Here is a 19,854-nt window from a genome sequence, read left to right as displayed (position 1 = left end):
CCCTCATGGCCCCTAAATCTAGAGAGAACATCACGACCAGACTGGAGAGCCGCATATGGCCATGCAAGCCAAGGACATCGAAGACCTGATCCGGTTGTCCTTTCCTGACGCCAAGATCACGATCACCGACCTTGCGGGGGACGGCAACCACTATGCCGCCGAGGTGATTGATGCGTCTTTCAAAGGCCAGAACCGCGTGCAGCAACAACGCGCCGTCTATGCCGCCCTCAAGGGCAAGATGGATGGCAGCCAAGGCGAATTGCACGCGCTGGCCCTGACCACCAAGGCGCCGGAGTAAGCCCGCCATGGACCTGACCCTCATCATCGTATTAAGCGGCGCGGTGCTGCTGTTTGCGGTGCTCAGGGCGGCCCAGTCGATCCGGCACCACAAAGACAGCGAACGCGGCTCTGATCCCGGTACGGGCTATCACGAGGTCGAAGCCAACTATCACTCCGGCGGGGCCGGAGGCGGACACTCTTACAGCTTCAAGGTGCCGCGCGACCCGCAGGAATACGCAAAAACCTTTGTCCCAAGGAACAAACGCAAATGACCGATGCAACAACGCAAATCAAAGAGACCGTGACCAGCAACGACGTTGTGCTGTTCATGAAGGGCACCAAAACCATGCCGCAATGCGGCTTTTCCAGCCGTGTGGCCGGGGTGCTGAACTATATGGGCGTCGAGTTCACCGACGTTAACGTGCTAGCCGATGACGGTATCCGCCAGGGCATCAAGGATTATTCCGACTGGCCCACGATCCCGCAGCTTTACGTAAAGGGCGAATTCGTCGGCGGCTGCGACATCATCACCGAGATGACCCTGTCCGGCGAGCTGGACACGTTGTTCGAACAGAACGGCGTGGCTTACGACAAGGACGCCGCAGAAAAGATCCGCGAAGCCAACGGCTGAGACGGTTTTGGATTGACGTTGAAAGGGCTGGCCTTGGGCTGGCCCTTTTGCGTTTGGACGGACATCGCAGATCGGCCTTGAAGGTCCGATCAAACTTGGTTTTTCTGCGCCTATGGCTTTACGCGCACCCGACATCTCAGATGCATCCAGCATCGCGGCAATCTCGATCGAGGTTTGGGTTGGCACCTATCTGAAACGCGGGGTGAACAGGTTCTTTGCGGACTACGTTCTGGAACAGTTTACCACCGCAAAGATCGCTGCGCTGATCGACGATCCTGACCGGTTCATCCTTGTTTCCGACAATGCAGAGGGGATCGACGGATTTATATGTGTCGCCTCATCAAGCGTGGCACCCGTTGAAGGGTGTTCTGACATGGAGATTGCGACATTCTATGTGCAACCGCGCCATCATGGCAAAGGGATCGGGACACAGCTTCTGAAGGCAGCTCTGAACCATTGCCGCGCTTGCAATGTTCAATCTGTCTGGCTGACAACCAATGCCGGAAATGATCCGGCTATCGCATTCTACCTGTCCCAAGGCTTTGAGAAAGTTGGCGAAACGCATTTTCGTATCGGCGACGAGGGCTATCTGAACAACGTTTATGCCTATCGGTTGGGTTCAGTTCAATAAAGCATATTTCACGGCCGCAGACCTTGCATTCTCGGTCTGTGAGGAAGGTCTGAAAAAGCCCAGAACGACCTTGCCACATAGGGCAGCGCCCGACCGTCGCACCAAAGGTGCGCCCACTGTCTTAGGCACGCCTTCGGCGTGACGGGCGGTCGGGCGCGAAAAATCACCTTAGATTGATCTATCAAGCCTTTGATCGAAAAGGATACCTATCCTTCGTATGTCCCGTCCAGCCGCTCCTGCACCTCTTCGGCCAGCGACTCGGCGCGGGCGGCCAGTTCGGCCAGCGTGTCCGTCACCGATTGCGGCACCACCGGGACCTCGATCCGCTCGGGCTCGATCACTTGGTTGCGCAGCCCTTCCAGCTCCGCCTCGCGCTCGGCAAGCTTGGCCTGGATCTCGGCCACGCGGTCCTCGACGCTGGCGGTCTTGTCGGCCAGCATCAGGCCCGCCATCAGCAGCATCCGCGCCTCGGGCATCCGGCCCACCTGATCGGACAGCACCTTGGCCTCGTCGTCCAGCATCTTGGCGGCGGAATGCAGATAGGCGTCCTCGCCCTCCTGACAGGCCACTTCGAACTGGCGGCCCCCGATGGTAATGATCACTTCGGGCATCAGGCGTCTCCTTCTGGCTTGGCTTGGGCTGCTGCGGCAGGTTCGCCACCGGGTGCATCCTGCAACAGGGGTGTCATCGCCGCGATGATCGTATTGGCTTCCGAGATGTCCGCCGCACGGGCCGCGCGCAGCGCCTCGAGCTCGGCCATCATCGCCTTGTTGATCAGGTGCGGCTCGGCCACGCCTGCGGCATTGGCATCGCGCAGCGCCTGATTGGACTGCGACAGTTGCGCGTTGGCCTTGCGCAGCTTTTGCAGGTCCGCGTCCAGCTTCGCCAGTTGCGCCTGCGTGCTCTCGGTTGTCTCGCGCAGCTTTGTCATATCGTTCTCGTGACGCTGGCTCAGCATCCGGATGCGCTCCGTCAGCTGTGCGTTGACAATCTTTTCGTCTTCCAGCGCCTGCTGGGTGGCCGCGTCGCCCCCCCCGCTGCCTGACAATTCTCCCAGCCCGCTGGCCACACGGTCCATCGCGGCCATGATCCGGCGCTGCAACTCGATTATATCGCTCATCCGTCGTCCCTGTTTGCGTTCGGCTTGTACCGTTTCTCTATCGTTTTTCACGCTTTGGCCACCGGCGAATCGCTCGGGCGGCCCCCAATAGGCAAAGTCTAGCGAAACGGTACCCAAAATTCGCCCTCTTTGCGATCAACGACTTGCGGGCAGGCGTTGATGTGCAAGACCGCGCGGATGGCCTCGGGCGCTTGACCCCTGCCCTTGGGCTGATATGGAACGTGGCAAGCTCGCCATTTCCAGCCAAAGGACTGCTGCCGTGGATCTCAAAGCACTTGCAAACGCCAACCCTGACCACTGGTCCAAAGCCACCGCCATCCGTGCGCTGACCCTGGACGCGGTCGCCGCTGCCAACTCCGGTCACTCGGGCATGCCGATGGGCATGGCTGATGTTGCCACCGTTTTGTTCGAAAAACACCTGAAGTTTGACGCCTCTGCCCCCAACTGGCCGGACCGCGACCGGTTCATCCTGTCGGCAGGCCACGGCTCGATGCTGCTGTATTCGCTGTTGTATCTTGTGGGCGACGCACAGTTCCCCATCGAAGAGATCAAGAATTTCCGCCAGATGGGCGCACGCACGGCGGGCCACCCGGAAAACTTCCTGGCCGATGCGATTGAAACCACCACCGGCCCGCTGGGTCAGGGCATTGCCAATTCGGTCGGCTTTGCCATGGCCGAAGAAATGCAGCGCGCGCAGTACGGGCGCAAGGTTGTCGATCACTATACCTATGTCATCGCGGGCGACGGCTGCCTGATGGAAGGTGTGAGCCAAGAGGCGATCACCCTTGCGGGCCGTCACAAGCTGGGCAAGCTGATCGTGCTGTGGGACAACAACAACATCACCATCGATGGCACCGTTGAGTTGAGCGACCGCACCGATCAGGTGGCGCGTTTCAAATCCGCCGGCTGGCAGGTGATCGAGATCGACGGCCACAACCCCGACGAAATCGACGCCGCCCTGACGCAGGCCAAGAAGGGCAGCAAGCCCACGATGATCGCGTGCAAGACGCACATCGCCCTGGGCCACGCGGCGCAAGACACCTCGAAAGGGCACGGTGCGCTGACCGATCCGGAACAGTTGACGGCGGCAAAGGCTGCTTATGGATGGACCACCGGCCCCTTCGAAATTCCTGCCGATGTCAAAGCGGCGTGGGAAGCCATCGGCAAACGTGGTGCTGCGGAACATGCCGAGTGGCAAATCCGCATGGAAGCGATCAGCAACGCCAAGCGCACCCAGTTTGAACGCGCCTATGCGCTGGACGCCCCGCGCAAGCTGAGCGCGACCATCAAGGCGTTCAAAAAGCAGATGTCGGAAAGCGCGCCCAAGCTGGCCACGCGCGCCAGCAGCGAAAAGGTGCTGGAAGTGATCAACCCGATCATGCCGGAAACCGTGGGCGGTTCGGCTGACTTGACCGGTTCGAACAACACCAAGACCGGTGATCTGGGCGTCTTTGACGTGGACAACCGCAAGGGCCGCTACGTCTATTGGGGCATCCGTGAACATGGCATGTCGGCGGCGATGAACGGCATGGCGCTGCACGGCGGGATGCGCCCCTATGGCGGCACGTTCATGTGTTTCACCGACTACGCCCGCCCCGCCATGCGTCTGGCAGCGTTGATGCAGGTGCCGACGGTATTCGTCATGACCCACGACAGCATCGGTCTGGGCGAAGACGGCCCGACCCACCAGCCGGTCGAGCATCTGGCGATCAGCCGTGCAACGCCTAACACCTATGTGTTCCGTCCCGCCGACACCATCGAGACCGCCGAGGCCTGGGAGGTCGCGCTGACCTCGAAAACCACGCCGTCGGTTCTGTCGCTGACCCGTCAGGGCCTGCCGACCGTGCGGACCGAGCACAAGAACAAGAACCTCACCGCTCAGGGCGCTTATGTTCTGGCCGAGGCCGAGGGCAAGCGTCAGGTGATCCTGATTGCCACCGGCTCCGAGGTCGAGGTTGCGCTGAAAGCCCGCGAGGCGCTGCAGGCGGACGGGATCGGCACGCGCGTCGTGTCCATGCCCTGTATGGAGCTGTTTGCCGAGCAGGACGAAGCCTATCGCCGCAAGGTTCTGCCTGCGGGCAGCGCCGTGCGCATCGGCATCGAAGCCGCCGTGCGCCAAGGCTGGGACCAGTGGTTGCTGGGCGAACGTGGCCGCGCGGGCAAGGCCGATTTTGTCGGCATGGACCGGTTCGGCGCATCGGCCCCTGCGGAAGAGTTGTTCGAAAAATTCGGGATCACCGCAGAAAACGTCGTGGCCAAGGCCAAGGCGCTGCTTTGATCTGATACCGGGTTACGGAAAGAAACGGGCCGGTCAGGACATCCCTGACCGGCCCGTTTTTCTTTTGTACCGAAAGAAGCACGATGGCGGCGCGGCTCAGGCCGCTTTCTTTTCGCGATGAAACACGGCCCGCCAGATCGGCGTGATGATCTTTTCGCCAATCGGGATCAGCACCAGACCCAGCCCCAGACCGAACACACCGTCCATCGCCGCCTTGGTCGTCCATTCGACCGCCCCGCGCCAGCTTTCGCTGACCGCATGACCCGCTGCCGCAGCCCAGTCGTGGGTAAAGTGGCCCAGCGTGTCATAGCCCTGCACTTCAAGCCCGTGAATAACGATGTTGCCCCCAACCCACAGCATCGCCGCAGTGCCGACCACCAATAGCGTTTTCAACACCCACGGCATCGCCCGGACAATGCCGCGCCCCAGCGCCTGCGTCAGCCCCAGACGCCCGCGATTGGCCATCGCCAGACCCAGGTCGTCCGCTTTGACGATCAACCCGACCGAGCCGTAGACCACCAGCGTGATGATGATCGCAGCCCCGGCCAGCGTCGCCGCTTCCATCCAGAAGTTGCTTTCGGGGATCGCGGCCAGCGTGATGGTCATGATTTCGGCGGACAGGATGAAATCTGTCTTGATCGCGCCCTTGGCTTTTTCCTCTTCCAGATGGGCGGGATCGACGATTTCTTGTTTTGCCTTTGGATGGTCCTCGTGGCCCTTGCCGCCGACACCGACCGCATGGGCGATCTTTTCGGCCCCTTCGAAACACAGGTAACAGCCGCCCAGCATCAACAGCGGCGTGATCGCCCATGGCGCAAACTGGTTCAGCGCCAGACCCGCAGGCAGCAGGAACAGCAGCTTGTTGCGCAGCGACCCCTTGGCGATCCGCCAGATGATCGGCAGTTCGCGTTCGGCGGCAAAACCGGTCACATATTTTGGCGTCACCGCGGCATCGTCGATTACGGCACCGGCCGCCTTGGCACTGGCCTTGGCCGCCTGCCCGATCACATCATCGACCGAGGCAGCCGCCACTTTGGCAATCGCTGCCACGTCGTCCAATAGGGCCAGTAATCCGCTCATGTCGTTCCTTTCAAACTGCCTGGCTACAGAGCTAACACTGACCGGGCGAAAGACAAACGTGCAAACGCAGCAAATGGGTCACAGGTTTATCGCTAACAGCTTGTTTTCAGGTGTTTCGCCCATTTTGGCCTGTCGCTATACAGCCCTCAACATCCCACATAAGGACGCAGACCATGACCATCAGAGTTGGCATCAACGGGTTTGGCCGCATCGGCCGCTGCACCCTGTCCCACATCGCCGCAAGCGGCCGCAACGACATTCAGGTCGTCAAACTGAACGCCACCGGCCCGCTGAAAAGCGCCGCACACCTGATCAAGTACGATTCGGTTCACGGTGCATTCCCCGGCATGGTCGAAATCGGTGAAAACACGCTGGACCTGGGCCGTGGCCCCATCGACGTGATGTCCACCTATGACATGGACGCGCTGGACTGGGAGGGCTGTGATGTCGTTCTGGAATGCACCGGCATGTTCAACGACGGCCTGAAAGCGAAAACCCACCTTGAGCGTGGCGCGGGCAAGGTCCTTTTGTCGGCCCCCGGCAAGAACGTGGACCGCACCGTGGTTTACGGCGTCAACGACAAGGAACTGACCAAGATCGACCGCATGGTCAGCAACGGGTCGTGCACCACCAACTGCCTGGCCCCTCTGGCCAAGGCGCTGGACGATGCGTTCGGCATCGAAAGCGGCCTGATGACCACCATTCACAGCTATACCGGCGACCAGCCGACACTGGACAAGCGCCACAGCGACCTGTACCGCGCCCGCGCCGCCGCAATGAGCATTATCCCCACCTCGACCGGTGCCGCCAAGGCGCTGGGGGAAGTGCTGCCGAAACTGGCGGGCAAGCTGGACGGCACCGCCATGCGCGTGCCCACGCCCAATGTCTCGGCTGTGGACCTGACCTTTGTTGCCGGCCGCGACGTGACCGTGGACGAAGTGAACGCCGCGATGAAAGCCGCCGCCGAAGGCCCGATGAGCCGTGTGCTGGCCTATGATGACGAACAGAAAGTCTCGGTCGATTTCAACCACACCGAACATTCGTCGATCTTTGCCCCCGACCAGACCAAGGTCACAGGCGGCAACCTGGTGCGCGTGCTGGCATGGTACGACAACGAATGGGCATTCTCGTGCCGCATGGCCGATGTCGCCGTGGCCATGGGCCGCCTGTCGTAAAATTCACCGCCACTTGCGGGATCGGGGCGGGGCTGTCACAACGGCCCTGCCCTTTTTGTTTGAGCTTTGCCCCGATGACCAACACCCTGTCGCTGATTCTGGCCGCCATCCTGATCGCCTGGATCAGCTATGACGTCTTCGCCAACGACAGTGCCAATCTGGTGTTTCTGGGCAAAGAGCTGTTCGACCTGATCGAATGGATGGCCTTCTGGCGCTGAAGCCCTGCCCTTTTTGACTTTGATCGATCACAACGGCGTCGCGCCGCAGGTGTGGTTGACAATATGATCGCCCCCTCTATGTTAGCGCTAACCGAAAAATGGGGGCGGATCATGACCACGAAAATCGCAATCAACGGCTTCGGACGTATCGGGCGCAACGTGCTGCGCGCGTTGATGGAGCGCGGCGGCGACGACCTGCAAGTGGTCGCCATCAACGATCTGGCCGATCCTGCCACCAACGCGCATCTGTTTGAATTCGACAGCGTCCATGGCCGCTATAACGGCACCGTCACGTTGACCGGTGACACGCTGGACGTGGGCGCAGGCCCCATCCGCATGAGCGCCGAACGCGATCCGGCCAAGCTGGATTGGGGTGACGTGAACATCGCGCTGGAATGCACCGGTTTCTTCAAGACCGACGAAACCGCAGGCGCGCACCTGAAAAACGGCAGCGGCAAGGTGCTGATCTCGGCCCCCGGCAAGGGCGAGATGAAAACCATTGTCTATGGTGTGAACCACGACATCCTGACCGCAGACGATAAAATCGTGTCGAATGCATCGTGCACCACCAACTGTCTGGCCCCGCTGTGCAAGGCGCTGCACGAAGAATTCGGCATTCTGCGCGGCACCATGACCACGATCCACGCCTACACCGGCGGCCAGCCCACCCATGACCGTGCCGCCAGCGATCTGGCGCGGGGCCGGGCTGCGGCGCTGTCGATGGTGCCCACCTCGACCGGTGCGGCCAAGGCCATTGGTCTGGTGATGCCGGAACTGGACGGGCTGATCTTTGGCACCTCGTTGCGGGTGCCCACGCCCAACGTGTCCTGTGTGGACCTGACCGTCGAAGTGGCGAAAGAGACCGACATCGCAGGGGTGAACGCCGCCCTGTCCAAAGCCGCCCGCGCCTCGGGTGGTGTGCTGGAGGTCGAAGCCCGCCCGCTGGTGTCGGTGGATTTCAACCATACCCCGGCCAGTTCCACCGTGGCGCTGGACCAGACACATGTTCAGAACGGCACGCTGGTCCGCATCCTGTCATGGTACGACAACGAATGGGGCTTTTCCAACCGGATGCTGGACACGGCGCTGGCGATGGCCAACGCGAAGTAATCACTGGCAAAGGCGAAAGCCGCCGTCTCGGGCGATCACGTCCAGATGCAGATGGTCGTTGTGCGCCTCGTCCGATCCCGGCCCCAGAACGGTCGAGAAATACAAGCAAGCCGTGGCACGCACCGCGTCCTGAAAGCTTTCCTCGCGCGAGCCTTCACGCTCGCGCGGAGTGACCTTGATCTGTGATCCGTCCTTGAAACCAAAGGCCATGATGTCGATGGCATTGCCATAGGCATGCTCGGACAGCTTGCCGTCGGGCAAATTGTTGCGGCGGCGGCACTGATAGCCGCTGCCCTTGGCCAAGGTAACCACCGGCCCGCGTTTCAGCGTCGCGGCGGCAGGCTTCACGAAGTCACGCAACCACGTGCCAAGCGCCACCGCTGTCTCACAGCGCATCAGCGCGGGGCTGTCGATCTGGACACCCGGCACAGGCTCCGACAGGCGCACCGGATTGGCGATGCCGCAATCGCGGTCTTCCTCGGTCTGCGGATCGGCAACCTTGTACATAGCACCCAGTTCATTCAGCGCCCCAAGGCAGGCAACAAAGGCGTCGTCTGTCTCTTGCAGGGTTTGCCAGACCGGCGGCGCAAGCGGCTCCGGAGGTGTTGCAGGGTCCTCGGCCGCCTCTTCGGTGTCTGCTTCACTGTCCTGAGCCTCCTCGGGCCGGGGCGGTGTTGCCGTTTTCGGTGGCACCTTGGATATCTCCGGTGCGTCCACGTCGCCGTCAACATCAGTCAACGCGTCCGGTTTCACCGGAGGCAGACGCGACGTATCAGGCGCGCCCTGCCCCCAGACCACTGATGGTATCATCAGCAGCAGGACGGCCACCGCGCGTTTCATTCGCGGAAATCGACAATGACACCTTCGCTGACCAACGACGCCAACTCCTGCGCGTCCCAGTTCGCCATGCGCACACAGCCATGCGAGTGGGCCGTGAACAGGCTGGCAGGTTCCGGTGTGCCGTGGATGCCGTAGGTGGGTTTCGACAGGTCGATCCACACCAGCCCGACAGGGCCGTTCGGTCCGGGCGGCAGGGTCAGCGGCTTGTCATTGTCACCCTGTTTGAAATTCACACTGGGGTTGTAGTGATAGGTTGGCTCAAGCGCCACGGCTTCGACCGTCATGTGGCCCGAGGGCGAAGGTGTACCCGCGGATCCAATGGCCACGGGATAGTTGGCAATCTCGGTCCCCGTCGCATCCCAGGCACGCAGGCGGCGGTCGGATTTGTCGATGATGATCTTGACCACTTTCCCCACAGCATTGGCACCCGGTTCCACCACAACAATGGTTTCACCGGCATAGAAACCGGCACCGGGGTTCACGAGCTTCAGGAAACTCTCGCTCATGTGAAAGCGTTCGGCCAGCTTTTCACTGACGCTGGTATAGCCCATGCGGTCCAGCTTTGCCAATTCGCCGTAGTCACGCGGCAAGGGCGCTGACAGACCTTGGGTGTCGGCTTCGGTGATCGTGTACTGTTTCATGTAGACGTCAATGTCGTTGCCGCCCAGCATGTCCCAAACCTCTGCATCCAGCAGACCGTCCACCGGCAGACCCATCCGCGCCTCATAGGCTTTCAACGCGCTTTCCGTCATGCCGCCCTTGACGCCGTCAATGATCGATACCGATACGCCGGCGCGGTCCAGAAGCACTTGAAGCTTTACGGTGACGGGGCTGCGCCCTTCGGGCAGGCCACCAACCCCCGAATAGCTGGCCGCGTTGACGGTGGCGGGTGTAACGGGCTGTGACGGGATCGGGGGCTGTGCGGCGGGCGTGATGCCCCCGACGCCCTGCCCCGTCGCCTGACCTGTGTCCTGTGGTGGTCCGGGATTCGGCTCGACCGTATCGGGGTTGATCGTGATGACATTATCTGTGCCCAGGCCAACGTCACCCTGCGTTTCTCCGTTCTCCTTGTCCTGCAAAGCTTTGGACAGTTCCGAAACGCTGGGGATGCGCGTGTCTGAAGGATTCCCCTGTACGCCAGGTTCCACCTGAACATCGTCCAGTGCGGATTCTGCCATGGGAATGATCGGGTCACCCGCCGCAGGCGCATCGGATTGCGGGGCGGCAGGCGCCTGTTGAGGCGCAATCGGTTGTTGCGTGACCGGGGGAACGATTGGCGCAGGATCAAGCTGTGTCGTTGTCGGGGTCTGCGCGACCAGTGGGGACGCGATCAGCGTCAACAGGGTGATGCGGGCGATGTGCGATGTGTATGACATGCCAACCAACGTACCCGTTGGCTGGCCAGTTCCCGTCTTAGCCTGAAAGTTTCGTGATCAGCGCCTCATTGACCTGAGGCGTGACAAATTTGCTGACATCGCCGTCCAGCCGCGCGATTTCCTTGACCAGTTTCGACGCAATCGCCTGATGCGTGGCTTCGGCCATCAGGAACACTGTCTCGATCTCGTCGTTCAACTGGCGGTTCATACCAACCATCTGATATTCATATTCGAAATCGGCCACCGCCCGCAGGCCCCGGATGATCATCTGCGCCCCGACATCCGCTGCGCAATCAATCAACAGATTCTCGAAGGGATGTACGACGATCTCGGTCTGGGTCTGCTCGATCAGCTTGGCGCATTCCGCCTCGATCATCGCGACACGCTCTTCCAGACGGAACAGCGGTCCCTTGTCCCGGTTGATCGCAACGCCGATCACCAGCCGGTCCACCAAAGACGTGGCGCGGCGGATAATGTCGATATGTCCCAGGGTGATGGGGTCGAAAGTGCCGGGGTAAAGGCCAACGCGCATGGGCGTGCTCCGTGGTCAGGGTAATATTATTTCGCGGCAAGCAACCACTAGGGGCACAAGAATGCAAGTACCAAGACGCAGCGGCGTTAAATTATAACCGTCGGCGGTTCAGTGGCCCATGATCATCCCTTGCAGGGCCTCTTTCTCCATCGACACCTTGGACAGGCGCGCCTTGACCACGTCCCCTTGGGTGATCAGGCCAACCAGCTTGCCCTCCTCGACCACAGGCATGTGACGGAACCGGCCGTCTGACATGTGTTGCAACACGCTTTCGACGCTGTCCTGACGGGTGCAGGTCACCAGTTTCGTGGTCATGTAGGCCTCGACCGGGTCTTGCAGACAGGTTGCGCCGCGCATCGCCAGTTCGCGCACGATGTCGCGTTCCGACAGGATACCGTCCGCAGTCGTCCCGTCGCGCGACACGACCACGCTGCCGAACTTGTGCTTGGCCAGAATTTTCGCGGCATCAGAAACGCTTGTGCCGGGTTTGACAGTAATCACCTCGTCACTGGATTTCGATTGCAGGATTTGTTGGACAAGCATGGCAAACCTCGTGTGATGGTTGAACAGACGATAGTTTGATCGTCCCCGCAAACCCGGTTTGTGTCAAGCGTGCGCCTCAAGCCGCGCCAGTTCCACACGAAGCCCTGCCACCAGGTCATCTGCAAAGCGCGTCAACCGTGCGTTGTTGCGGTCATCCGCATGACGGATCAGGTAAAAAGCACGGGTCAGGCTGATCCGGTCGGTCAGGATACGGCGCAATCCGGGCGCGGCGGGCAGCGCAAAATCGTGCACGATCCCGACGCCGCCCCCGGCCCGCAAGAGGTTCAACTGGACCGAGACCGAATTCGACGCCAGCGCCGTGCGCGGCAGGCCGATGTCCGCCAGATAATCCAGTTCGCGGTCAAAGATCATGTCAGGGATGTAACCCACGATCCGGTGCCCTTGCAGGTCGGCGGTGGTGCTGATCTGCGGGTGTTGCGCCAGATAGCTGTCAGCGGCGGCCAGATGCAGGCGGTAATCGGTGATTTTCTGCACTGTCAGACGGCCCGCCGTGGGTGCGCTGACGCCGATGGCCAGATCGGCCTCGCGCCGTGACAGGTTGAACACGCGCGGCAATGCCACGACCTGAATGTCCAGATCGGGGTGGCGGTCGGCCAGATCCGCGCAGACCTGCGGCATCAGGTAGTTGGCGCAGCCGTCCGGCGCCCCAATGCGCACTTGCCCCGTCAATCGATCGGATTGCGCCCCGGACAGCGTCGAGGTTGCCGCGCGCATTGCGGCCTCGGCCGCCTCGGCCTTGTCCAACAGGACAACCCCTGCCTCGGTCAGGGCATAGCCTTGCGGGGATTTCACGAACAATGTCGCACCCAACGATGTTTCGAGCCGTCCCATACGGCGGCCCAACGTGGCCGGGTCCAACCGCAACGTCTTGCCCGCCGCTGTCAGGCTGGCCTCGCGCGCAACAGCAAGAAACAGCCGCAGATCGTCCCAGTGGGTTTCCATGATACCGTGCCTCTGCCAGAATTCATTTTGCAAAAATGCAATACTATTTTGGAAAGATGCGTCTTTTACATGTGTTTTTGCAAGCCTAGAGTGCGCGCAACGGAACACCATTGGAAGGATTTCCCATGCAAGAGATGACCCATTATCTGAACGGCGAACACGTCAAAGGCACCTCGGGCCGCTTTGCCGACGTCATGAACCCTGCGACCGGCGAAGTGCAGGGCCGCGTGCCGCTGGCCAACGCCGAAGAGCTGAACAAGGCCGTGGAATACGCCGCCGCCGCCCAGCCGAAATGGGCCGCCACCAACCCGCAGCGCCGCGCCCGTGTGCTGATGAAATTCGTCGACCTGCTGAACCGCGACATGGACAAACTGGCCGAGGCGCTGAGCCGCGAGCACGGCAAGACCCTGCCCGATGCCGCCGGTGACGTGCAGCGCGGTCTGGAAGTCGTCGAATACTGCATCGGCGCGCCGCAACTGCTGAAAGGTGAATACACCGACAGCGCGGGCCCCGGCATCGACATGTATTCCATGCGTCAGGCGCTGGGTGTTACTGCGGGGATCACCCCCTTCAACTTCCCTGCGATGATCCCGATGTGGATGTTCGCCCCGGCCATCGCCTGCGGCAACGCCTTTATCCTCAAACCCTCCGAGCGTGACCCCTCCGTGCCTTTGATGCTGGCCGAGTTGATGGAAGAAGCGGGCCTGCCCAAGGGCATCCTTCAGGTCGTGAACGGCGACAAGGAAGCGGTTGACGCGATCCTGCACCACGACGTGATTCAGTCGGTCGGCTTTGTCGGCTCGACCCCGATTGCGGAATACATCTATGCCACCGGCTGCGCCAACGGCAAACGCGTGCAGTGCTTTGGCGGCGCGAAAAACCACATGATCATCATGCCCGATGCGGACATGGATCAGGCCGCCGACGCGCTGATCGGTGCCGGTTACGGTGCGGCAGGCGAACGCTGCATGGCGATCTCGGTCGCCGTGCCCGTCGGTGACGAAACCGCCGACCGCCTGATGGAAAAACTGATCCCCCGCGTCGAAGCGTTGAAAGTCGGCCCCTACACAGCAGGTAACGACGTGGATTACGGCCCCGTTGTGACCGCTGCGGCCAAGGCCAACATCGAACGTCTGGTGCAAACCGGCATCGACCAAGGCGCGAAACTGGTTGTTGATGGTCGTGGCTTCAAGCTGCAAGGCTATGAGGACGGCTATTTCGTCGGCCCGCACCTGTTCGACCACGCCACCAAAGACATGGACATCTACACGCAGGAAATCTTTGGCCCCGTGCTGACATGCGTGCGCGCGCAAGACTATGAAGAGGCGCTGGGTCTGGCGATGGACCACGAATACGGCAACGGCACCGCGATCTTTACCCGTGACGGCGACGCGGCCCGTGATTTCGCCAACCGGATCAACATCGGCATGGTCGGCATCAACGTGCCGATCCCTGTGCCGCTGGCCTATCATACCTTTGGCGGCTGGAAGAAATCCGTGTTCGGTGACCTGAACCAGCACGGCCCGGATGCGTTCAAATTCTACACGCGCACCAAAACCGTGACCGCGCGCTGGCCCTCGGGCATCAAAGAAGGCGGCGAATTCTCAATCCCGGTGATGGAATAACACTGCCTCCGCCCCGGTGCATCGCGCATCGGGGCGGATTTCCTGATCGGGGCGTAACGCGGCCCCGGATCGGTGCGCCTGACAAAGGGCTTGCAAGCCCGCGCTCGGGACCCGATTATTAAACAAGCGTTCATTTCGGCGATCAGGGAGGATGCGATGGACTTCGCACTGACAGACGAACAATCAGCAATTTTCGACATGGCCTATGCCTTTGGGCAGGACAACATCGCGCCCCATGCCCGCGATTGGGAGGCCCAGGGCACGATCCCCAAAGAGCTGTGGCCTCAAGTGGGCGAGCTGGGCTTTGGCGGTCTTTATGTCTCGGAAGAATCGGGCGGTGCCGGTCTGGGCCGTCTGGACGCCACGTTGGTGTTCGAGGCATTGAGCATGGCCTGCCCGTCTGTTGCGGCCTTCCTGTCCATCCACAACATGTGCGCGCGCATGATCGACAGCTTTGCCAGCGATGATTTCAAGGCCCGTGTGCTGCCCGATGTGCTGACGATGAACACCGTGCTCAGCTATTGCCTGACCGAACCGGGGTCGGGATCAGACGCGGTGGCGCTGAAAACCCGCGCGGATCGCACGAACGAAGGCTACACCCTTAACGGGACCAAAGCGTTCATCTCGGGCGGCGGCTATTCCGACGCTTACGTGTGCATGGTGCGCACCGGGGACGCAGGTGCCGGCGGCGTCAGCACCGTTTATGTCAAGGACGGCACAGACGGGCTGTCGTTTGGCGCGCTTGAGGACAAAATGGGCTGGCGGTCGCAACCCACGGCACAGGTGCAGTTCGACGATTGCAAAATCTCTGCCGACAATCTGATCGGTGAAGAAGGCAAAGGTTTCAAATATGCGATGATGGGGCTGGATGGTGGCCGTCTGAACATTGCCGCCTGTTCGCTGGGCGCCGCGCAGACCGCCCTGAACGCCACGCTGACCTACATGGGCGAACGCAAGGCCTTCGGTCAAAGCATCGACCAGTTTCAGGGGCTGCAATGGCGTCTGGCCGACATGGAAATCGAGTTGCAAGCCGCACGCGTGTTCCTGCGGCAAGCCGCGTGGAAACTGGACCAGGGCGCGCCCGACGCCACCAAGTTCTGCGCTATGGCCAAGAAGTTCGTGACCGAAACCGGATCAAAAGTGGTCGACCAATGTCTGCAATTGCACGGCGGCTATGGCTATCTGGCCGATTACGGCATCGAAAAACTGGTGCGTGACCTGCGGGTGCACCAGATCCTGGAAGGCACCAACGAGATCATGCGCGTGATCGTGGCGCGTGACATGCTGAAAAACCGATGAGCGATATTTCCATCCGCATCACGGGTGTCGCCGGCCGCATCACCCTAACCCGCCCCAAGGCGCTGAACGCGATGACCTATGACATGTGTCTGGCCATCGAGGACGCTCTGGATCGCTGGCGCGACGACGACGCGGTGCAGCTGGTCGTGATCGACGCCGAAGGCGACCGCGCGTTCTGCTCGGGCGGCGATATTGCCGACCTCTATGCATCGGGGCGCAAGGGTGATTTCGCCTATGGGCAAAAGTTCTGGGCCGACGAATACCGCCTGAACGCCAAGATTTTCACCTATCCCAAACCGGTCGTCAGCTTCCTGCAAGGGTTCGTGATGGGCGGCGGTGTGGGCATCGGTTGTCACGGTTCGCACCGGATCGTGGGCGAAAGCAGCCAGATCGCCATGCCCGAGGTCGGCATCGGCCTGATCCCTGACGTGGGCGGCACGCTGATGCTGGCGCTGGCACCGGGGCGGCTGGGTGAATATCTGGGCACCACGGCATCGCGCATGGGGCCATCCGATGCGATTTTCGCAGGATTTGCGGATAGTTACATCCCACAATCAAAGTGGCCGAACCTGATCGACCAGCTTGAGACCACCGGCTACACCGAGCTTTTGGACACAGCGGCAGAAACGCCCGACACCGGCCCGCTGCAAGCGCAGATGGACGACATCAACCGGCATTTCGGCGGCGAGGGACTGGGCGACATATTGCGTTCGCTCAGCGCCGAAGACAGCGACTTTGCCCGCGCGGCACTGAAATCGCTGGGGCGCAACAGCCCCTTGTCCATGGCCTGCACCATCGAGGCCCTGCACCGCCTGCGTGGTCCGTCCCTGACCATCGAAAAGGCGCTGGATCTGGAGTATCGGTTCACCGCCCGCGCGATGGAGCATGGCGATTTCCTCGAAGGCATCCGCGCCGCGATCATCGACAAGGACCGCAGCCCGAAATGGCAATATGCAGACACCGACGTGCCGCCAAGTGCTGTCAGCAAGATGCTGCGCCCGCTGGGTGACATGGCCTTGAAACTGGGAGGAACAAAGACATGAAGATCGGATTTATCGGCCTTGGCAACATGGGTGCCCCGATGGCGGCCAATCTGGCCAAAGCGGGCCACGAAGTCACAGGTTTTGACGTGGCAGGCACCACCGCCGAAGGCGCAGCCGTTGCGACCAAAATAGACGAGGCCGCCACAGGGATGGACGTGGTCATCACCATGTTGCCCAACGGTGCAATCCTGCGCGATGTCGCCGCACAGATCATCCCGCTGATGGCCAAGGGTGCGTGCTTTGTCGACTGTTCCACGGTGGACGTGGACAGTGCCCGCGCCGTGGCGCAGGACGCTGAAAAAGCGGGCCTGCTGGCGGTAGACGCCCCCGTCTCGGGTGGCATCGGCGGCGCTGCGGGCGGCACGCTGACCTTTATGGCGGGCGGCAGCGCCGATGCCTTTGCCAAGGCGGAACCGCTGTTCGAGATCATGGGCCAAAAGGCTGTGCATTGCGGCGAGGCCGGTGCCGGACAAGCCGCCAAGATCTGCAACAACATGATCCTGGGCGCCACGATGATCGCCACCTGCGAAGCCTTTGCGCTGGCCGACAAGCTGGGGCTGGAACGGCAAAAGATGTTCGACGTGGTCAGCACCTCGTCGGGCTATTCGTGGAGCATGAACGCCTATTGCCCTGCCCCCGGCGTAGGGCCGCAATCGCCTGCCGACAACGACTATAAACCAGGGTTTGCTGCCGAGCTGATGCTGAAGGACCTCGGCCTGAGCCAACAGGCCGCCGAAGCCGCCGATGCCGATACACCGATGGGAAAGCTGGCCCTGTCTCTCTATAAAACCTTTGTCGAGAACGAAGGCGGCAAGGGCCGCGACTTCAGCGCGATGCTCCCGCGCTTTGCCGAACGGGGCCGCGGCTAACCCCTCAGGGAACCCTTTACGCCTAAACCGCGTTGTCCCTCGAACCATGCGTCCTGGGGGGCAACGCTATCATGAGCCAGAAAACAACGGCGCTGCCGGTGATTGGCATTTTCATCATCATGCTGATCTACGGACTGGTCGCAGCCGCGTCGTTCCTGATTCCGGTAACTGCCGCCATCCTGGGCTATTTCGTCCTCAGCCGCCCCCGTCGCGGGCTGGAACGGCTGGGCCTGCCAAGCGGGCTGGTGGCATTTGGCTTTACCGGCATGATCATCGCCCTGCTGTCGCTGTCACTGTACTACTTTTCATCTCCGGTCAGCATGATGATCCGCGATGTTCCCGAACTGCTTGAACAACTTCAAGGTCGGGTCAACTCTGCATCGAACGACACCATCAAGGCCGTGGCAGAAGCCGCCGAAGCCGTCGACAACATGATCGAGGAAACCGAGGACAGCACCGAGGAGCAGCCCGTAGAAGTGTCGGTCGTCGAAAAGGACATCTCGACACGCCACATCCTGACCTTGGCGCCGCAACTGGTCAGCCAGCTGCTGTTCGCGGTGCTTTTGCTGTTCTTCCTGCTCAGTTCCGGCGATTTTTTCCTGCAACGCGCCATCGAGAACATCGCCCGCACCGAAGACAAGGCGCGCGCGCTTGAGGTTGTGGCGACCATCGAACGCAGGCTGGGCCGCTATCTGGGCGGCATCACGCTGATCAACGCCGGGCTGGGACTGACCATTGGCGCCGCGATGTTTGCCCTTGGGGTCAATCAATACATGGCCATCGGGGTCATGGCCTTTGCGCTGAACTTTATCCCCTACTTTGGCGGATTGGCTGGGGCTTGTGTCGCGGCATTGGTGGCGTCATCTCAGTTCGGCACCCTATGGTCGCCTGCACTGGTTTTTGCGGTTTACATGGCGTGTACCAGCATCGAAGGCCAGATCGTGACACCGTTGCTGATCTCGCGGCGGATGCATCTGAACGCGCCAGTGCTGTTCCTGGTCGTCGCCTTTTTTGCCTACATCTGGTCAGTGATCGGCATGATCGTCGCCGTGCCGCTGTTGATCGTGGCCAAGATCATCCTGGACGAAATCGCGCCCGTGCGTCATCTGGGCCGCTTTCTGGGAGACGCGCAGGATGTTGATGACGCAGGACAAACTCGAAGCGACATAAATGTTTTGAAAAATGGAGCAAAATCAAAATGAAACACCTCCTCACACTCGCCACCTCCATAGCTGTGGCAAGCACGGGCTTTGCCGCGCCGGCACAGGCCGCAACGGCCATCCCGAATGTCCAGATCGCGGATGGCCCGGTTCTGCTGGTCAAGAACGACAAGGAAAAACCCGGTAAACCCGACAAGGGTGCCGGGAAAGGTCACAAAGACGACAAACCCGGCAAAGGCCCCAAAGCTGACAAGGGCCCGAAAGCGGACAAAGGCCCCAAAGACGACAAGGGCCCAAAATTCGACAAGGCCGACAAAGGGCCGGAAAAAGACAAGTCCAACAATGGCAATGATCGCGCCGACAAGGGCAAAGGCAACGGGTTCGACTTTGCCCGCAAGTCCCGCGACCGTTCCGATCTGGACCGGATCGCGCGCGAGGTTCTGGACGTACAGGCACCCAAGGACCGCGACCTGCGCGGCATTATCGCAGCCTTGCCGCTGGCATTGTTGGGGCTGGATCGCGTCTATGCGGATATTCCCGACGACGAGCTGCTGCGCTATCGCAACTGCCCGCCGGGCCTGGCCAAAAAGAACCCGCCCTGCGTGCCGCCCGGACTTGCCAAGAAGGGTGTGACCTACGACGAATGGATCGACCACGACGACCGTTATTATGACGGCCTGCTGCGCGACCGTGTGGACGTCTATCGCGACCGCGACGTGCGCCCCTATGACGAGCTTCTTCTGAACTCGAACCAGATTGCGAACCTTTACAACCTGGCACCTGCGCCTGTTGGCCAACGCTATGCGCTGATCGACGGAATGCCGGTTCTCCTGGACCTCGATGAGTATGATACGTTGTTGAAAGTCAACGGCTTGGCGCGCGTTGTTGATCTTCCGGACGGGCTGCGTCTGGCCCCCACTGCGGCGTTGACCCAAGCCGAGATGCAGCGCATGTACCGCCTGCCTGCCCCCCAGCCGGGATACAACTATTCAGCCGTGAACGGCGACGTACTGCTGCTGGATGATGATGCGTTCGAAACGCTGCAACTGATCCGCATCGCCCGCGCGATCCTGTGAATGAGG

General features: G+C 61.2%; 22 protein-coding genes. 14 read left to right on the top strand and 8 right to left on the bottom strand.

Going from position 1 to position 19,854, the window contains the following annotated elements; genetic code table 11:
• Nucleotides 1-55: 55 nt before the first annotated feature.
• The 4 genes from BUC08_RS02180 (at nucleotide 56) to BUC08_RS02165 (ending at nucleotide 1,541) form a co-directional block, all read left to right on the top strand.
• Nucleotides 56-298 carry a BolA/IbaG family iron-sulfur metabolism protein gene (locus tag BUC08_RS02180; protein ID WP_037921011.1) on the top strand — a complete coding sequence of 81 codons (243 nt, stop codon included), beginning with the start codon at nucleotides 56-58 and terminating at the stop codon, nucleotides 296-298.
• 7 nt (nucleotides 299-305) lie between these two features.
• The gene (locus BUC08_RS02175) at nucleotides 306-551 is read left to right on the top strand and encodes a hypothetical protein (protein ID WP_028956241.1); all 246 of its coding nucleotides are present in this window, start codon (nucleotides 306-308) and stop codon (nucleotides 549-551) included.
• Nucleotides 548-910, top strand: coding sequence for a Grx4 family monothiol glutaredoxin (grxD, locus tag BUC08_RS02170; RefSeq protein ID WP_037921013.1), 363 nt, complete (start codon nucleotides 548-550; stop codon nucleotides 908-910). Before BUC08_RS02175 ends, grxD begins: the two co-directional genes overlap by 4 nt.
• A 112-nt stretch (nucleotides 911-1,022) precedes the next feature.
• Complete coding sequence (locus BUC08_RS02165) at nucleotides 1,023-1,541, top strand: GNAT family N-acetyltransferase (protein ID WP_037921015.1); 519 nt, start codon at nucleotides 1,023-1,025, stop codon at nucleotides 1,539-1,541.
• A gap of 206 nt (nucleotides 1,542-1,747) precedes the next feature.
• Here the strand turns inward: BUC08_RS02165 and BUC08_RS02160 are convergent, their stop codons facing one another.
• Together BUC08_RS02160 and BUC08_RS02155 are read right to left on the bottom strand one after the other, a co-directional pair.
• A complete protein-coding gene (locus BUC08_RS02160; RefSeq protein ID WP_037921019.1) occupies nucleotides 1,748-2,152 on the bottom strand; it encodes a cell division protein ZapA in 405 nt (134 codons plus the stop codon).
• Nucleotides 2,152-2,661 (bottom strand): hypothetical protein, encoded by a 510-nt coding sequence (locus BUC08_RS02155; protein WP_037921021.1) that lies wholly within the window; start codon nucleotides 2,659-2,661, stop codon nucleotides 2,152-2,154. The genes BUC08_RS02160 and BUC08_RS02155 overlap by 1 nt, the downstream gene beginning before the upstream one ends.
• Before the next feature lie 259 nt (nucleotides 2,662-2,920).
• Between BUC08_RS02155 and tkt the strand changes: the two genes are divergently transcribed.
• Nucleotides 2,921-4,939 carry a transketolase gene (gene tkt, locus BUC08_RS02150; RefSeq protein WP_037921022.1) on the top strand — a complete coding sequence of 673 codons (2,019 nt, stop codon included), beginning with the start codon at nucleotides 2,921-2,923 and terminating at the stop codon, nucleotides 4,937-4,939.
• A gap of 96 nt (nucleotides 4,940-5,035) precedes the next feature.
• Here the strand turns inward: tkt and BUC08_RS02145 are convergent, their stop codons facing one another.
• Nucleotides 5,036-6,019 carry a DUF808 domain-containing protein gene (locus tag BUC08_RS02145; protein ID WP_037921024.1) on the bottom strand — a complete coding sequence of 328 codons (984 nt, stop codon included), beginning with the start codon at nucleotides 6,017-6,019 and terminating at the stop codon, nucleotides 5,036-5,038.
• A gap of 173 nt (nucleotides 6,020-6,192) precedes the next feature.
• Between BUC08_RS02145 and gap (BUC08_RS02140) the strand changes: the two genes are divergently transcribed.
• From gap (BUC08_RS02140) to gap (BUC08_RS02135), 3 genes are all read left to right on the top strand, one after another.
• Entirely contained in the window at nucleotides 6,193-7,194 is a 1,002-nt protein-coding gene (gap, locus tag BUC08_RS02140; RefSeq protein ID WP_037921025.1) for a type I glyceraldehyde-3-phosphate dehydrogenase, read from the top strand.
• 74 nt (nucleotides 7,195-7,268) lie between these two features.
• Complete coding sequence (locus BUC08_RS24740) at nucleotides 7,269-7,412, top strand: hypothetical protein (RefSeq protein ID WP_037921028.1); 144 nt, start codon at nucleotides 7,269-7,271, stop codon at nucleotides 7,410-7,412.
• Between the two features lie 111 nt (nucleotides 7,413-7,523).
• Entirely contained in the window at nucleotides 7,524-8,522 is a 999-nt protein-coding gene (gene gap / locus BUC08_RS02135; protein ID WP_037921031.1) for a type I glyceraldehyde-3-phosphate dehydrogenase, read from the top strand.
• On the opposite strand, the gene BUC08_RS02130 is transcribed toward gap (BUC08_RS02135), so the two are convergent.
• The 5 genes from BUC08_RS02130 to BUC08_RS02110 all read right to left on the bottom strand — a co-directional run bounded on the left by BUC08_RS02130 (nucleotide 8,523) and on the right by BUC08_RS02110 (nucleotide 12,776).
• Complete coding sequence (locus BUC08_RS02130) at nucleotides 8,523-9,362, bottom strand: extensin-like domain-containing protein (RefSeq protein ID WP_037921034.1); 840 nt, start codon at nucleotides 9,360-9,362, stop codon at nucleotides 8,523-8,525.
• On the bottom strand, nucleotides 9,359-10,738 hold the full coding sequence (locus BUC08_RS02125) for a L,D-transpeptidase family protein (RefSeq protein ID WP_224769736.1): 1,380 nt from the start codon (nucleotides 10,736-10,738) through the stop codon (nucleotides 9,359-9,361). The genes BUC08_RS02130 and BUC08_RS02125 overlap by 4 nt, the downstream gene beginning before the upstream one ends.
• A 37-nt stretch (nucleotides 10,739-10,775) precedes the next feature.
• Nucleotides 10,776-11,270 carry a pantetheine-phosphate adenylyltransferase gene (gene coaD, locus BUC08_RS02120; RefSeq protein WP_037921039.1) on the bottom strand — a complete coding sequence of 165 codons (495 nt, stop codon included), beginning with the start codon at nucleotides 11,268-11,270 and terminating at the stop codon, nucleotides 10,776-10,778.
• Between the two features lie 108 nt (nucleotides 11,271-11,378).
• Nucleotides 11,379-11,813, bottom strand: coding sequence for a CBS domain-containing protein (locus BUC08_RS02115; RefSeq protein WP_037921042.1), 435 nt, complete (start codon nucleotides 11,811-11,813; stop codon nucleotides 11,379-11,381).
• 63 nt (nucleotides 11,814-11,876) lie between these two features.
• A complete protein-coding gene (locus tag BUC08_RS02110) occupies nucleotides 11,877-12,776 on the bottom strand; it encodes a LysR family transcriptional regulator (RefSeq protein ID WP_037921047.1) in 900 nt (299 codons plus the stop codon).
• Between the two features lie 125 nt (nucleotides 12,777-12,901).
• Between BUC08_RS02110 and BUC08_RS02105 the strand changes: the two genes are divergently transcribed.
• From BUC08_RS02105 to BUC08_RS02080, 6 genes are all read left to right on the top strand, one after another.
• Nucleotides 12,902-14,401 carry a CoA-acylating methylmalonate-semialdehyde dehydrogenase gene (locus BUC08_RS02105; RefSeq protein ID WP_037921050.1) on the top strand — a complete coding sequence of 500 codons (1,500 nt, stop codon included), beginning with the start codon at nucleotides 12,902-12,904 and terminating at the stop codon, nucleotides 14,399-14,401.
• A gap of 156 nt (nucleotides 14,402-14,557) precedes the next feature.
• Entirely contained in the window at nucleotides 14,558-15,700 is a 1,143-nt protein-coding gene (locus tag BUC08_RS02100) for an acyl-CoA dehydrogenase family protein (RefSeq protein WP_037921052.1), read from the top strand.
• The gene (locus BUC08_RS02095; RefSeq protein WP_037921054.1) at nucleotides 15,697-16,743 is read left to right on the top strand and encodes an enoyl-CoA hydratase/isomerase family protein; all 1,047 of its coding nucleotides are present in this window, start codon (nucleotides 15,697-15,699) and stop codon (nucleotides 16,741-16,743) included. Before BUC08_RS02100 ends, BUC08_RS02095 begins: the two co-directional genes overlap by 4 nt.
• Nucleotides 16,740-17,612, top strand: coding sequence for a 3-hydroxyisobutyrate dehydrogenase (gene mmsB, locus BUC08_RS02090; protein WP_037921056.1), 873 nt, complete (start codon nucleotides 16,740-16,742; stop codon nucleotides 17,610-17,612). Before BUC08_RS02095 ends, mmsB begins: the two co-directional genes overlap by 4 nt.
• 71 nt (nucleotides 17,613-17,683) lie before the next feature.
• A complete protein-coding gene (locus BUC08_RS02085; RefSeq protein ID WP_051693849.1) occupies nucleotides 17,684-18,814 on the top strand; it encodes an AI-2E family transporter in 1,131 nt (376 codons plus the stop codon).
• On the top strand, nucleotides 18,811-19,848 hold the full coding sequence (locus BUC08_RS02080; RefSeq protein ID WP_143186655.1) for a transketolase: 1,038 nt from the start codon (nucleotides 18,811-18,813) through the stop codon (nucleotides 19,846-19,848). Before BUC08_RS02085 ends, BUC08_RS02080 begins: the two co-directional genes overlap by 4 nt.
• Nucleotides 19,849-19,854 lie beyond the last annotated feature (6 nt).

Source organism: Pseudosulfitobacter pseudonitzschiae (assembly GCF_900129395.1).
Classification (GTDB): Bacteria; Pseudomonadota; Alphaproteobacteria; order Rhodobacterales; family Rhodobacteraceae; genus Pseudosulfitobacter; species Pseudosulfitobacter pseudonitzschiae.
The sequence above is the reverse complement of the archived record's forward strand: the minus strand, read 5'-3'. Positions and strand labels throughout refer to the sequence as shown.